Raw genomic sequence first — 18,086 nt, forward strand, 5'->3', positions numbered from 1 at the left:
GTTTTGTGTAATGAACTAATCTTTTCTGCTTATGAAAAAACATTACAATAAGGATAATTACAAGAATATAGTAAAGACATTATTACTCATTTCATTTTTAGTTGGTAATGTTTTTATACTGAGTGCACAAAATTGTGTTGTTAATGCAGGTGTGCTCAATGTGTCTATATGTGAAAATGATGCTTTGCTTCTGGATGGTAATAGTCCTTCGCCTATACTTGGAACGGTGCATTGGACACAAATTTCAGGGCCATCAGTAATTATAACTTCACCTACTTCACCCACATCAACAGTAACAGGATATACAGGGGGTAATACCTATGTATTTAGGTATTCTGCTATGTGTGGTGATGGTGTTGTAGCGTTTCAGGATAAAACTGTTGTAGTATATCCTATAACTATTGCAAATGCCGGCCCGGATATTGCATCATGCCCTAATTCATCAGGATCTATTGTTGCCAGTGGTAATGAGCCACAGAATCCAGGAGAAGTTGGCCATTGGGAAATTAGTGGAGGAAATCCGGCTGGGGTAGTAATTAATTTTCCCAATTCGGCAGTTACAACATTAACGCTTCCTGCTACAAGCTGTGGCACGACTACTCTTAACTGGATTATTGAGGGGCCTGATTATGCTCCGGGACAAAATTGTACATCGTCATCCTCTATGACAGTTACCAATTATGGAGGTGCAACGCCTATTTATGCAGGTAGCGATATAAATCTCGGCAACTGTTATACAACAACACAAAACACTAACCTTAATGGTTCTTATGGAGGCTGTGGCTTAAATGGGCAAAACGGCACATGGGCTTTTGTAAGCGGACCTAATAATCCTACTATTGCTAATGTGAATCAGAATAATACCAATGTTTCAGACCTGATACAGGGTACTTATGTGTTCAGATGGACCGTTACAGGGCCATGTGTTTCGGGAAGTGATACTGTTAGTATTATTGTGCCTGCAGCAACACAGGATATTACTACGCTTCCGGGTGGAGACGTTAATATTTATTTTTGTGACCCAACCATATCTCAGGTTACGCTGGTAGCACAAACACCGCTTTATGCCGGAGAGACTGTACAGTGGACACAGGTAGGAGGGACTACATTGCCACCAGGGTCAATACAATCGCCAAACAGTCCTTCTACACTTGTGACAGGTATTAATGACGCAGGAGATCCATACCGCTTCAGGTATGCGTTAACCAACAATAATACAGGTTGTACTTTCAGCAAAGATTATATAGTAGAATACAGGGGCTCAAGCCGCACAATTACGGTAAATAATGGAGATGATCTCTTTGGTGCCTGTAATGAGACTGATTTTTCTATACCTATTGTAACAACCGGAACAGGGATAAGCCGCTACAGGATATTGAGTGGACCCGCTACATCGCCATTAGCTCCGTTTCCAACAGCAGGTCAAAACGTGGGTACTGTCCTAAACATCAGTCTTACTGAACCAGGAACTTACGTGTTACAATTTTTAATATCGGAAACCGGTGAACTCCCTTTGGATTGTGACTATGGCTATGATAGTATGACTATTGTTGTATCAGGCTCGCCAACACCATCTAATGCAGGATCCGATGTTAATCTTGCCTGTGGCCTTACCACTGCACCACTGGCAGGTGTAGGTACAGCCCCTACAGGTTCACATTACTGGACGCAATTGAGTGGTCCTAATACAGCCGTTATAGTAGATCCGCTTTCTCAAAACACTACTGCCCAGGGATTGGTTTCAGGGAGTTATGTTTTTCAATATATAACAAAAGGTGGAGGTTCAGCATGCGCTTATTCTATAGACACAGTTAACATAAATGTTTCCTCTTCAACACTATCTGCTGTAAATGCAGGAACGGATCAATCCGTATGTGCAGACTCTCAGGTGGTTTTGGTAGCATCTGTGCCCGATCCGGGTGAATTTGGTACCTGGAGCCAGGTTTCCGGGCCCCCAACGGTTGTATTTTCTGATGTAAACGACCCTAATGCTACAGCTACAGGCTTTGATTCGCCAAATGATACTTATGTTTTACGCTGGACTATAGCGTATTCTTTCCCGAGTTCTTCGGGTTGTAGCGCACCAGTTTCAGATGATGTTTCAATATCTACAAATGCTATTACAGGGGCTTCTTTAGCAAATGCCGGGCCTGATGCCTGTTATCCGGGAGGGACAACAAGCATAACCCTTAGCGGTAATACCCCGGGAGTATTGGAACAGGGAACATGGTCTGCCATGCCTTCGTCAGGAGTTGTTTTTATTGATATTAACGACCCAAATACGGGAGTTACAATACCCGCAAACGGTTCTTACATATTTACATGGAGTATAAATAAAATCATTGGTTCGTGTAATCCAACAACTGACACCGCAGAAGTTACTGTAGCTGATACTGTAATTACAGTTATTGCAGGACCCGATCAGGATGTTTGTGGTAACCAGGTAATAATGGCTGCCACTTTACCTAGTGGTGGAGCAGGAACCTGGACACAGGTATCAGGATTAGGCGGGTACTCTATTAGTGACATACATGATCCTAATGCTACATTTACATTTACGTTAAGTGGAGGATACTTATTTAGATGGACTGTAGTAGCGGGAACATGCTCTACAGGTTTTGATGATGTGCGCTTAAGGGTTGGTATATCACCGGCAACAGCTATTGCAGGACCTGACCAAAATATATGTGGTGCTACAACAGCTGCAATGGCAGGAAGTCCTTATGATGCCTTTTTTGAAACAGGGGAATGGTCTTTATTGAGCGGTGCCCCAAACCAGCCGGTCATTACAAATGCACTGGATCCAAATACAACTATTACAAATTTAATTACCGGAACATATACTTTTAGATGGACTATTGCCAGTAAAGAAAATTTTTTATGCCCGGCGACATTTGACGATGTAGTTATTGAAGTTTCACCAGCTGCAGACGCAGGGAGCGACCAAACGCATTGTGACGTTGATAATGTGAGGTTAACGGGTAATTTTAACTCTAAAGGGACATGGGCATTAACAAGCGGAAACCCAACCGGAGTAGTCATTACGCAATCACCGGCTAACAGTTTTGTTGCTAATGCTACCGTAGTGCCGGGAAATACTTATGAATTCACATACACTCTTGATGCTTTTAATTTTACTTCAGGTGGTACCTGTGCGGGAAATGCAGACAGCGTAAACGTTGAGGTGTTTGATGGCTCAAGTGCTGACCCGAATGCTGGTCCTGACCAAAATCTTTGTATATCAGATGTTGCCGGCACAGTTACTATGGCCGGAAATACTCCACCGGTAGATGTTGATTCAGGATTATGGCGATTTGTCTTTCAGCCGACGGGAAGCATTGCAAATATAACAGCCCCTACATCTCCTGTGACGACAGTAACCAATATGACCATTCCGGGGTTGTATGTGCTGGAATGGGTTTTTCTAAACACTTCATGCAGGGATTTGTCTGATATTGTACGCATTACCATGTATCAGGCGCCAAGTACTGCGAATGCGGGCTCTGATGATACTGTTGCATGTCAGCAAACCTATCAGACTAATGCTATTGCACCGATAGCAGGTTTAGGAACCTGGACATTTGCTCCGGGAGGCGACCCTTCGGTTGGTGCAGCGGTAATTGACAATCCGAATAATCCACAGACTACCTTATCTAATGTTACAACTTTAGGGACCTATACTTTACTATGGACGGTTACCAATGGGCCATTTACAAATCCTTCTCTGTGTCAGCCATCAACAGATACGGTTTCGATAACCTTCAACGCTTTACCTCCAACACAAGCCGCCGCAGGGCCTGACCAGCAATTATGTGCTGCGACACAGACCAATCTTGCTGCAGTGCCTCTGACAGAAGGTTTAGGCACCTGGACACAAACATCAGGGCCTAATACAGCGAACATTGCATCGCCAAATGCACCTAATACAACAGTATTTGGCCTTGTAACCGGTACTTATGAATTTACATGGACAGCAACAACACAAAATAATGATGGCTGTTCATCTTTTGATACCATGCAGGTAGTAATAGTACAACAGCCTGTCACTGCCGATGCCGGGCCTAATCAGGTAATCGCGCAATTTACACCTGTAGTAATGGCTGCAACAGCACCTACAGTAGGTGTTGGTACCTGGACACAGCTATCTGGACCAACAACTGCCTCATTTGTAAATGTTAATTCGCCCACAACTCAGGTTTCGGGTACAGCAGCGGGAACTTATGTTTTCCAATGGCAGATAAGCAATGGTATTTGTAGTACCGCATCAGACGTGGTCAGCGTACAAATACTTTCACTTGCCGATTTAGAGCTTACCAATTTGGTAACGCCAACAACGGCCAATTATGGTGATGTAATAGCATTAACTGTTAGTGTGTTTAATAATCCTGCCCTTGGCGGAAGCGTAGATGCTACGGGGGTAGCGATAAAAAATATGATCCCGGCAGGTTTTACATTAGTACCTGGATCTGTAAGTAATGGTGGAGTTTATAATATTGGCGATCAGTCAATAACATGGTCAGGGCTTACGGTACTCAATGGAGCTACTTTAAACCTTACCTTTAATGCCACAGTAAACCAAACAGGAAGCTATCTGAATATAGCCCAGGTTATAGCTATGGATCAGGTTGATGATGACAGTACACCAAATAATGATGATGGTGACCAAAGCGAGGACGATGAAGACAATGCCGTAATCACTGCTGTTCCGCCGCCAGCAGATTTATATTTGACAAAAACTGTTGTTGCAAATAATGTAACGCCACTTGTAGGCTCACAAATAACCTTTGAAGTTGTTATATCTAATAGTGGTACCGAGGATGCTACCGGAGTTTCGGTTCAGGACCTTTTGCCTACAGGTTATGATTATGTATCGTTTAGTTCTTCCAAAGGAGTATATGATGAGATTACCGGTATATGGACAATAGGAGGTATAGCAAGTGGCGACCTTGAATCGTTGTTGGTAGATGTAATCGTATTGCCCACAGGTGATTACACGAACGTCGCACAGGTACAAACCAGCGACCAACCGGATAATGATAGTACACCGGGCAATAACGTTACTACAGAAGATGACTATGCCAGCGTGTCTACAACACCGGTAGCATTATCTGCCGATTTATCCATACTAAAAACCATAGTTGGCGGAAATACATCGCCACTAATAGGCAGCCAGGTCTCATTTGAGATTGTGGTAACCAATTCAGGTCCCCAGAATGCAACGGGAGTACTAGTAACTGATTTGCTCCCTACGGGATATACTTATGTTATATTTAGCGCTACGGCAGGTACTTATAACAGTGCTACCGGCGTTTGGAATATTGGCACATTAGCTGATGGTGATTCAGAAACGTTGATTATCACAGCAACTGTAAATGCTACAGGTATATATCAGAATATTGCAGAAGTAATTGCAAGTAATCTTGCCGATCCCGATAGTTCACCTGGGAATGGTGTTATTACTGAGGATGACTACAGCAGTATAAATATAACACCGACGGCCTTAGCTGCTGATTTATCATTAACAAAAACAGTAAATAATACTACACCACTTGTTGGAAGCCAGGTTATTTTTACAGTAACTGTATCCAATTCGGGTCCGAATAATACAACAGGTGTTACAGTAACCGACCAGCTTCCTACAGGATATACGTTTGTCTCATCTACAGCAACTCAAGGCGGATATGTTTCCGGTACGGGCGTGTGGACTGTTGGTGCTATGGTCAATGGCGCTTCGGAGATACTGCAAATAACAGCAATAGTTAACGCAAGTGGTATTTATTTAAATACTGCACAGGTCACAGCAAGCAGTTTACCCGATACAGACAGTACTGTAAATAATGGCGTTACAACAGAAGATGATTATGCTGAAGCCGTGACGGCCCCGGTTCCGGTTGATATTACAGCAGATTTACAAATTGATAAAATTGTAGACAATCCAACTCCTGTAGTAGGCACAAATGTAACTTTTACCATTGCTATAGCTAATGCAGGTCCAAGCGATGCGTCGGGTATAATTGTTGCCGACCTGCTTCCTTCAGGCTATACTTATGTTTCTTATAGCACAACTGCGGGTATTTATGATGCTCCTTCGGGCTCATGGATTGTAGGTGCTATGCAGGCAGGAAATTTCCATGCTTTGCAGATTACTGCTACAGTAAATGCTACTGGAGATTATACTAATATTGCGGAAATTGTTACCAGTAGCCAACCTGACCCTGACTCAACGCCGGGAAATGGCGTTACGACTGAGGATGATTATGCTGAGGCAGCGACACTTCCGATACCACTTAATCTTTCAGCAGATTTAGCAATTGGCAAAATCGTTGATAACCCAACACCGGTAGTAGGTACAAATGTTACTTTTACTATTGCCATTAACAATGCAGGCCCGGCCGATACCACAAACGTAATTGTTGCCGATTTTCTTCCTACAGGGTATACGTTTGTTTCATATAGCGCTACTACAGGCCTTTATGATCCTTTTTCAGGTTTATGGTTTATAAACACGATGCAAAGTGGAGATTCGGAGGCTTTACAAATTACCGCTACGGTAAATGCCACCGGTGATTATAACAATATTGCCGAAATTACCGACAGCAGCCAACCGGATCCTGACAGTACTGTAAATAACGGAGTGACAACGGAAGATGATTATGCGAGTGCAATCACAACACCAACGCCATTAGTAGCAGACTTGTCATTAACTAAAACTGTAAATAATGCTACGCCACTGGTTGGTAGCCAAGTTACTTTTACGATAACGGTTACTAATGCAGGGCCAAATAATACAACGGGTGTTACGGTAACTGATTTACTTCCGACTGGCTATACTTATGTTTCATCAACAACTACTCAAGGAGGCTATGTGGCCGGTACTGGAGTTTGGAATGTAGGCAGTATAGCCAATGGAGCTTCAGAGATATTGCAGGTAACAGCAACAGTTAATGCTTCCGGAGTTTATCTAAATTCTGCACAAGTAACGGCAAGCAGTTTACCTGATCCTGATAGTATTGTAAACAATGGCGTTACGACAGAAGATGATTACGCGGCAACTGCGACTATTCCAATTGGTACTTCGGCAGATCTGTCATTAACCAAAACAGTAAATGATTCAACTTTAACAATTGGAGATCAGGCTATCTTTGAAATTATAGTAACAAACTATGGTCCTCAAAATACAACAGGGGTTGTAGTGACAGACTTATTAGCATCTATTTATACTTTTGAAAGCTATACAGTATCAACGGGAACATATAATAATACTACGGGGTTATGGACAGTTGGTAATCTTTCAAATGGACAATCTGAAACGCTGCAAATTATCGTTACAGCAAATGCAGTTGGGACATACACTAATACTGCTGAAATAACAGCTAGTAATCAATCGGATCCTGATTCGACACCAAATAACGGAGTAACAACCGAAGATGATTATGCTGCTGCTTTGACTGCAGTAAGCGCTCAGGTACCTATTGATACTAATGCGGATCTATCTATAACCAAAACTGTAAACAACACAAATCCTTTAGTCGGGACACAAGTAACATTTACAATTACAATAAGTAATGAAGGTCCATTTAATGCTACAGGAGTTGCAATAACTGATTTATTGCCATCTGGCTATACTTATGTTTCATATAGTGCGACAGAGGGTACCTATAATCCTTCTTCGGGAGTTTGGACTATAACTCAATTACCGGATTTGAGATCTGAAACATTACAGATAACAGCTACTGTAAATGCCACAGGTAATTACACTAACATAGCTGAGGTTACAGCAAGTAGCCAAACAGATCCTGACTCAACCCCGAACAATGCTATAATTACTGAAGATGACTACGCTACAGCAATCACAACCCCAACGGCTTTAGCATCAGATTTATCATTGACCAAAACAGTAAATAACCCTACACCATTGGTTGGCTCACAGGTGATTTTTACAGTAACAGTTACGAATGCAGGTCCAAATAATACAACAGGTGTAATTGTGACTGATTTATTGCCTACCGGTTATACTTATGTATCATCAACAACTACGCAAGGCGGATATATTACAGGAACAGGGGTATGGACAGTAGGTGCTATGGCCAATGGGGCTTCAGAGATATTACAGGTAACAGCTACTGTAAACCCAACAGGACCATATATCAATACTGCTGAAGTTACTACAAGCAGCCAGCCTGATCCTGATAGTACAGTAAATAATGGCGTTACTACTGAAGATGATTATGCCAGTGTAACAACTGTACCTGTAGGTACCGCTGCCGATTTATCACTAACTAAAACTGTGAATAATCCTATACCTGTAGTTGGAACTCTGGTTACTTTCTCGGTAACAGTGAGCAATGCGGGTCCGCAAAGCACTTCGGGAGTAACAGTAACCGATTTGCTGCCTGCGGGTTATACGTTTGTGTCGTATAGTTCTACTTTAGGTAGTTACAATGCTGTCACAGGTTTATGGACAGTAGGGACTATCGCTTCAGGAGCATCATATACCTTACAGGTAACAGCTACTGTAAACCCAACAGGCTCATATATAAATACAGCCGAGGTTACAGCCAGTAGCCTTCCTGATACAGACAGTACCGTAAATAACGGCGCTATTCTTGAAGATGACTATGCTACTGCAATCACAGTTCCGACAGCCTTATCAGCGGATTTATCATTAACAAAAACAATAGTAGGAGGAAACACAACACCACTTGTAGGCAGCCAGATTTCTTTCGAAATTGTGATGAGCAACTCGGGGCCTAATAATGTAACAGGTGTTCAGGTTACTGATCTGCTTCCAACAGGATATACCTATAATATATTTAGCGCTACATCCGGTACATATAATAGCGGTACAGGGGTATGGAATGTTGGCTCATTAGCCAATGGAGATGCTGAAACCCTGATAGTAACCGCAACTGTTAATGCATCAGGGAACTACCAGAATGTAGCTGAGGTTATTGCCAGCAGTCTTTCTGACCCTGACAGTACAGTAAACAATGGTGTGATAACCGAAGACGATTATGCAAGTGTTACAGCCGTGCCTGTTCAGATTTCAGCTGACCTTTCGATAACTAAAACGGTAGGTAATCCTACGCCATTAGTAGGTTCAGGCATTGTTTTCACGGTAGTGGTGACAAATAATGGTCCTCAGGATGCTACAGGCATTCAGGTCACTGATCAACTGCCTTCGGGATATTCTTATATTGTTGCCACCACTACAACAGGAGTTTATAGTAACAGTACAGGCATATGGTTGGTTGGCACTATTGCCAGTGGAGCTTCTGAAACATTATTAATCAATGCTTCGGTTCTTTCTTCAGGTAATTATCTGAATATTGCTGAGATTACAACGAGCAGCCTGCCTGACCCTGATAGTACTCCGGGTAATGCTAATCCCACAGAAGACGATTATGCCAGTGCTATTACCACTCCTGTAGCAATTGCAGCAGATTTATCGCTAACCAAAATAGTAAACAATCCTACGCCATTAGTTGGAACAGGGGTTACATTTGAGCTTATCATAACTAATAATGGCCCTCAGGGTGCAACTGGTGTTGAAATAACAGACCAATTGCCTTCAGGCTATGCTTTTGTGATTGCAAGTTCGACCGCAGGAATTTATAATAGTGCCACGGGTGTCTGGATTATAGGTGCTTTAGCAAGTGGAGCCTCTGAAACATTGCTTATTAACGGCACTGTGCTTCCTACAGGAAATTACCAAAACGTGGCTGAGGTTACAGCAAGTAACCAGCCGGATCCTGATAGTACTGTAAACAACGGGATAACAACAGAAGATGATTACGCCAGTGCCATAACTGTTCCAGTCGCTGCAGCGGCAGATCTTTCATTATCAAAAACAATTGTTGGTGGTATCACGAATCCGTTGGTAGGAACGCAGATAATATTTAATGTGACAGTTAGCAATGCAGGCCCTCAAACTGCAACGGGAGTATTGATTACAGATATTCTTCCTGCGGGTTATACATTCGTATCGTATACTGCTACAAAAGGTGCTTATAACACGGGCACGGGTGTTTGGGATGTTAGTGGTACCATCCCTTCCGGAACATCTGAAACCCTTCAGATAACTGTGGTTGTAAATGCAGCAGGTCCTTATCTTAATACAGCAGAAATAACGTCGAGTAATATTGCCGATCCTGATAGTACACCAAATAATGCTGTTATAACAGAAGATGATTATGCAAGTGCCATAACATTCCCAACAACTATTTCGGCAGACCTGTCTTTAACCAAAACAGTTAATAATGCTGCACCACTAATAGGTTCTTCGGTCACCTTCGAAATAATTGTAACCAATAGTGGGCCTCAGGGAGCTACAAATGTCCAGGTGACCGATCAGCTACCATCAGGATATAGTTATGTGCTTGCCAGTGCAACCGAAGGAATATACAATAGCGCGACAGGGATATGGGCTGTTGGCACTCTTGCCAGTGGAGCATCAGAGTCACTACTTATTAATGGTACGGTATTGCCAACAGGTAACTATTTAAATATTGCCGAAGTAACCACAAGCAATGTTGCCGATCCTGACAGTACTCCCGGTAATGGTGTTACAACTGAGGATGATTATGCAAGTGCTGTAACTGTACCTGTGGCATCAGCAGCAGATTTGTCTCTGACTAAAACCATTGTGGGAGGAAATACAACACCATTGGTCGGTACCCAGCTAATATTTAATGTAACAGTTAGCAATGCAGGCCCTCAGCCGACAACAGGTGTTCTCATTACAGATCAGCTGCCTGCAGGTTATACTTTTGTATCCTATACTGCTACAGTAGGCGCTTATAATGAGGCAACTGGTGTTTGGGATTTAAGCAGTGCTATTGCTTCAGGAACATCTGAAACCTTACAGATAACAGTAGTTGTTAATGGCACAGGTGCTTATCTCAATATCGCCGAAATAACCGCAAGCAATATTGCTGACCCTGATAGTACACCGGCTAATGCTGTAACAACCGAAGACGATTATGCAAGTATTGGAACTGTTCCAATAGCTGTTTCAGCCGATCTGTCACTTACTAAAACAGTAAATAATGCAACACCGGCAGTAGGTGCGCCGGTCACTTTTGAGGTTGTTATAACTAACAATGGCCCTCAGACAGCAACAGGAGTTCAGGTAACTGATCAGCTGCCTTCTGGTTATACTTATGTTCTTGCCAGTACTACTGCAGGAATTTATAATAGTGCCACAGGAGTATGGGTTGTGGGTAATCTTGCAAACGGGTTTTCAGAAACCATGTTAATTAATGGAACCGTATTGCCTACCGGAAATTATCTCAATATAGCTGAAGTGTCAGCAAGCAATTTGCCCGATCCTGACAGTACACCAAATAATGGTATTACTACTGAGGATGATTATGCTTCTGCTATAACCATTCCGGTTGTTCCTATGGCCGATCTATCATTGGCAAAAACCATTGTTGGAGGTAACAGTTCACCGTTGGTAGGTAATCAGGTAATATTTGAAGTTACAGTAAGTAATGCGGGCCCTCAATCAGTAAATAATATTCAAATAAGCGATCTGCTTCCTTCAGGATATACTTTTGTATCGTACAATGCTACAGAAGGGGTTTATAATGGAGTAACCGGCCTATGGAGCATAGGAAGTGTGATTGCAAGCGGTGCTTCACATTCATTGCAGGTAACGGCAATAGTAAATGCTGCAGGAAACTATCTTAACGTTGCCGAAATTACTGCAAGCAGCCTGCCAGATCCTGATAGTACGGTAAATAATGGCATAACAACAGAAGACGATTATGCCAGTGTTATAACTACTCCTATTCCAGTATCGGCTGACCTGTCGCTTACCAAAACAGTAAATAATGCCACACCATTAGTAGGAGCATCGGTTACTTTTGAAGTGATCATAACTAATAACGGGCCACAGGTTACGACAGGTGTTCAGGTAACAGACCTGCTTCCTTCCGGATATACTTATATACTGGCAAGCTCAACTGCGGGAACTTACAATGCTACTAACGGATTATGGAACATAGGCAGTTTGGCAAATGGTGCATCTGAAACATTATTGATTAACGCAACCGTAAATGTTACGGGTAATTATGTGAATATTGCTCAGGTAAGTGCAAGCAGCCTTCCAGATTTAGATAGTACTCCTGCTAACAATATTGCTACTGAAGACGACCAGGCAAGCGCCACTGTTGTTCCTATAACACAAGTAGCCGACCTTTCATTAACTAAAACGGTTATTGGCGGCGACCTTACACCACTTGTAGATTCTCAGGTTTCTTTTGAAATAGTGGTTACAAATGCCGGGCCACAGACTGCATCGGGGGTTCAGGTTACCGATTTGCTTCCCACAGGATATACGTATGTAATACATAATGCTACAGCAGGGAATTATAACAGCACAACTGGAGTTTGGAATATAGGAACATTATTTAATAGTGATTCTGAAACACTTATCGTGACAGCAGCGGTAAATGCTGCAGGGAGTCATACTAATACTGCCCAAATAACAGCAAGCAGCCTTCCTGACCCTGATTCCACACCAAATAATGCAGTTACTTCAGAAGATGACTTCGCAACAGTAACCCAATTGCCGATTCCTCTTATGGCTGACCTTTCTTTGCAAAAAACAGTTGTTGGCGGTAACCTGAATCCAATTTTTGGTTCAACTATTACTTTTCAGGTAACAGTAACCAATAATGGCCCTCAGGATGCGGCAGGGGTTAAGGTTCTTGATTTGCTGCCGAGCGGATATGAATATTTGGTATTCAGTTCTACGGCGGGAACCTATAACCAGAATAGCGGTATATGGAACATAGGTACTATTCTGAACGATGCTACAGAAACTTTATTAATGACTGTAAAAGTACTTCCGGGAGGTAATTACCTGAATATAGCTGAGATTTTTGAAAGCAACAGGATAGACCCTAACAGTACCCCTAATAATAATATTGCTGGTGAAGACGATGAAGACAATGTTTTACTCTCTCCTATGCTTGATATAGCTGATTTGTCAGTTACTAAAGAAGTTTTGAACAATCAGCTGACTCCTTTGGCAGGAACACACATATCTTTTGTCGTTACAGTTTCAAATTCAGGCCCCGGCGCGGCTGGTGGAGTTGTATTAAGGGATCTGCTGCCATCAGGGTATGATTTTGAGTTTTACAATGCCACCTCAGGAGCATATGATGAGGCTACAGGTGAATGGAATGTTGGTATAGTACTTCCGGGAGGAACAGAAACTTTAATAGTAAATGTAATAGTAAACAGTCCTACAGGAACCGTTGATGAATACCTGAACGAGGTTGAGGTTATTGCTCTTAATCAGTCGGATCCTGACAGTACACCGGATAACGGAGCCACAACCGAAGATGATTATGCAAGTATTGCAGTAGTGCCTATTGTCCCTAGTGCCGATTTATCCATAACCAAAACAGTAAATAACCCAACACCGCTTGTAGGCTCTTCGGTAACTTTTGAAATAATTGTAACAAACAATGGGCCGCAGGATACAGCAGGAGTTCAGTTAACCGATCTGCTGCCGGCTGGTTATGCGTATGTGCTTGCGACCACCACTTCAGGTGTGTATAATAATAGCACGGGGGTATGGACAATAAGCAGCCTTGCTGATGGAATTTCTGAAACATTGTTGGTAAACGCCATAGTGTTACCTACAGGCGACTATCTTAATGTAGCAGAAGTCACTGCAAGCAGTCTAACAGATCCTGACAGTACACCGGATAACGGAATTACTACCGAAGATGATTATGCTTCTGTAGCTACCATTCCTGTTCCCGCTGTAGCTGACGTATCATTGACAAAAACAGTAAATAATCCAACACCTGTAGTGGGAGCTCAGGTAACTTTTGAAATAATTGTGACCAATAATGGTCCTCAAACAGCATTAGGTGTTCAGGTAACGGATATACTGCCTACGGGTTATCTCTATGTATTGGCAAGTTCTACAGTAGGTGTTTATAATAACGGAACAGGAATATGGCAGGTGGGAACAATTGTAAATGAAGCTTCAGAAACCCTGCTCATCAATGCTATTGTACTAGGCAATGGTGATTATGTCAATATCGCTGAAGTAACTTCAAGCGCCATTTTTGACCCTGATAGTACACCGGGTAACAATATACCTACCGAGGATGACCAGGCCAGCGCAACAGTAGTGCCTATTATCCAGTCGGCTGACCTTTCGTTAATCAAAACAGTTAATAATACTGTACCGGTAGAAGGCGAACAGGTAACTTTTGAGATAACGGTAGCGAATGATGGACCTCAGGTTGCAACAGGAGTGCAGGCAATAGATTTACTGCCTTCTGGATATGCTTATGTAATATCAAGCACTACTTCGGGAACCTATAACCCTTCTACAGGATTATGGAATATTGGAACAATAGGTAATGGTAACGCACAAACATTACTAGTAACAGCTACTGTATTGCCAACAGGCAATTATCTCAACATTGCCCAGGTAACGGCATCTGATCTTCATGATCCTGATAGTACACCAAATAACGATGACCAAAGTGAAGACGATGAGGATTCAGTCACCATACAGGTACAAAGCACAGATATTGCCATCACTAAAGATGTCGATGTTTCAAAGCCGGTAATGGATGACAATGTAGTGTTTACTATTACAGCTAGTAATCTGGGCACTACTGCTGCTACCAATGTTGAAGTCATGGATATCCTGCCAACCGGTTATGAATTCATTTCATTAGTGGTAACATCCGGCAGCTATGATTCAGGTAGCGGTTTATGGGAAATATCGTCAATTAGCTCCGGCAGTCAGGAGAGTATGACGGTAACGGTTAAAGTTGTTGATAAGAATGATTACCTGAATACAGCAACGCTTACAAACCTTGACCAGATTGACACCAATTCTGCCAATGATAGTGATAGTGCCGAAGTACAGCCTAAATGCCTTAAGATCTATAACGAATTCTCTCCAAATGATGATGGAGATAATGATACTTTCCATATAGATTGTATCTCCTTGTACCCTAATAATGTGCTTGAAATATTTAATCGCTGGGGCGATAAGGTATACAGTAGGAAAGCCTATGACAACACATGGGACGGAACATCTGACGGGCCTGAAAAAACACTGCCGGTAGGAACATATTTCTACATACTGGATTTGGGCGACGGATCTGATAAGACATCGGGATGGCTTTATATTAAACGATAAGTAAGGTAATTGAACTAACACCATTTGAACAATGACCAGGAGAATCAAACAAATTACCGCCATATTCATACTGTTGTCCATAAATTTTGTTTTTGGACAGCAGGATCCTCAATACACTCAGTATATGTATAATACACTCAGTGTCAATTCGGCCTATGCCGGTTCTATGGGGCATCTTACCATAACAGGCATCTACAGGACACAATGGGTAGGACTTGAAGGAGCTCCCAATACCCAGTCGCTGACTATTGATTCCCCAATAGGCAAGAACGTAGGACTTGGCATATCGGTAGTTAATGATGAAATAGGACCATCAGAAGAGCAATATATTGATGGTAACTTTTCGTATACTATAAAAGCTTCTGAAACACATAAACTATCCTTTGGACTTAAAGCAGGGGGCAGGATACTTAATATTGACTGGTCCAAAGGAAGTTATCAGAATCCTGATGTTCAATATCAGGAAAATATAAGGAACCGCTTTTTGCCGGTCATTGGTGCAGGGTTGTATTTGCATAGTGAGAAGAACTATATTGGTTTTTCTGTACCGAATTTTCTGGTTGATAAACGATATGACGGTGTCCAGGAAGGACTTGCCGATGAACGTATGCATTTTTACATCATAGGTGGGATGGTCTTTGACCTTTCGTATAATGTAAAATTCAAACCCGCTTTTTTGGTTAAGGCGGTTTCAGGAGCACCTGTAACAGCTGATATTTCGGCAAATTTCTTATTCAATGAAAAATTTACCCTTGGGGCATCGTATCGTACAGGCGATTCTTTTAGTGCACTGGCAAGTTTTCAGATAGTGCCACAACTGCTTATAGGGTATGCATTTGATTATACAACCACCGAGCTTCAGAGTTTTACATACGGAAGTCATGAGATTATGCTAAGGTTTGAGTTAAAATCTAAAGATAAAGGATTAAAGTCGCCAAGATTCTTTTAAAATATAAGAGCCATGAGAAAAGTACTTACTATACTCCTTATTTTGACAATATCTTTTGGATATGCACAAACAGGCAATAAACAGGCTGATGCCCTGTTTGATAAAATGTGGTATATAGAAGCGGCAAAAGCTTATGAGGCTGCAATTAAAAATGGCGACATTTCCAAAGAAACGTTGCAAAGGGTGGGAGATTGCTATTACTTTAATACAAACATGCAGGAAGCCAATAAATGGTATGGGAAGTTTATATCACAATATCCGGATGAGGTGCCTGCTGAATATATGTTCAGGTATGCCCAGACACTCGAAGGCACTGAAAATTATGACCTGGCAAAAAAATGGATGAAAAACTTTGCTGAAAAACTCAAAATATCTGATGCGCGGGCTAAGAACTTTTCCCAGAAAGAAATTACACTGGACGACATCAGAAACCTGCCTTCACAATTTACGCTTCAGAATCTTGAGATAAATTCAGCATATTCCGATTTTGGCCCTATGTACTACAAAGGGCAGCTGGTATATTCTACAACTATAGATTCTTCTTATTTCAAGACTGAAAATTATGGATGGAACGACCAGCCTTTCCTCAATCTTCAGTTAGGCGATATAAATCCTGCTCAAACAGATGTTACGTATAAAGAGCGGTTTGCAAAAGAAATAACGACTAAATACCACGAAGCCTGTGTAGCGTTTTCACCCGATGGCAATACTATCTATTTCACCCGAAATAATTACAATGGTAAACTAAAAAGGGATGGAAAAGGAGTTAATAACCTGAAGCTATACATGGCTACAGCTGCTGCCAAAGATAAAGGAAAGGTAAAGTGGGAAAACGTAAAAGAAGTTTCGTTTAACAGTGATGGATATTCTGTTGGGCAACCAACAGTGAGCCCTGATGGCAAGAAGCTTTATTTTGTGTCAGACATGCCCGGGACTATAGGGGCGACTGACATATTCGTAGTTGATATAGAGGGAGATAATAAGTTCTCTCAGCCCAGGAATCTTGGTGAAACTATAAACACTACAGGCAGGGAAATGTTTCCCTATGTAACTGAGAAAGCCTTGTATTTTACAACAGACGGGCATTTAGGCCTTGGAGGCCTTGATGTGTTTGAAAGCGTGGTTAAAGATAGTGTGTACAGTACTCCTGTAAACCTTGGCGTGCCGCTTAACAGCAATATGGATGATTTTGGATATATCGTGATAGAAGAAACCAACAAAGGCTTTGTGTGCTCTAACCGTAAAACGGGTAAAGGAGATGATGACATTTATTCTTTTGAAAGAACCCCAATAGTGTGTAAACAGGTCATTAAAGGAACCGTATCCAATGAAATTACAGGAGAAAGGATTTCCGGGGCAAGCGTTGCCCTTACTAATACTGACGGAATTAAAATTGATGAAACTGTTTCGAAAATAAATGGCAACTATGAATTTACAGTGCCAATTGATTGTGATACTAACTATTTTGTGATTGCTTCTAAAGAAGGCTTTAAAGATAATACCAAGCCGGTGCTGACTGATAAAGTTTCAGGAGAGACTATAGTTCCTCTTGGTATTGATCCTGCATTGATAATAAAAGAGAATGGGCTGCTTAAGATAAAAATAGACATTATCTTCTTTGACCTTAATAAATCTGTAGTACGTAATGATGCGGCTATTGAGCTAAATAAGGTAGTAATGCTTATGAACGAATATCCAAACATGGTCATAAAAATAGAATCACATACCGATTCCAGGGCTAATGATAATTATAACCTTCAGTTGTCAGATAAAAGGGCAAAATCGACAAGGGATTATATTATATCCCAAGGCATTGCACCCGAAAGAATCGAAAGTGCTATAGGTTATGGCGAAACCCAGTTAATAAACGAGTGTTCAAATGGGGTTCCTTGTACCGAAGCAAAACACCAACTAAACAGGCGTAGTGAATTTATAATTCTTAGGATGTGA

Annotated in this window: 3 protein-coding genes; all 3 read left to right on the top strand. The window is 41.8% G+C overall.

From position 1 onward, the window contains the following. The first annotated feature begins 31 nt into the window (after window positions 1-31). From ACX0HA_RS13295 to ACX0HA_RS13305, 3 genes are read left to right on the top strand one after another with little or no spacing between them, the layout of a single operon-like run. Window positions 32-15,187, top strand: a complete 15,156-nt coding sequence (locus tag ACX0HA_RS13295) for a PKD domain-containing protein (protein WP_458845779.1) — start codon at window positions 32-34, stop codon at window positions 15,185-15,187. Between the two features lie 31 nt (window positions 15,188-15,218). Continuing rightward, a complete protein-coding gene (locus tag ACX0HA_RS13300) occupies window positions 15,219-16,136 on the top strand; it encodes a PorP/SprF family type IX secretion system membrane protein (protein ID WP_458845780.1) in 918 nt (305 codons plus the stop codon). A gap of 12 nt (window positions 16,137-16,148) precedes the next feature. Further along, on the top strand, window positions 16,149-18,086 hold the full coding sequence (locus ACX0HA_RS13305) for an OmpA family protein (protein WP_458845781.1): 1,938 nt from the start codon (window positions 16,149-16,151) through the stop codon (window positions 18,084-18,086).

Source organism: Flavobacterium hauense, assembly GCF_054457175.1.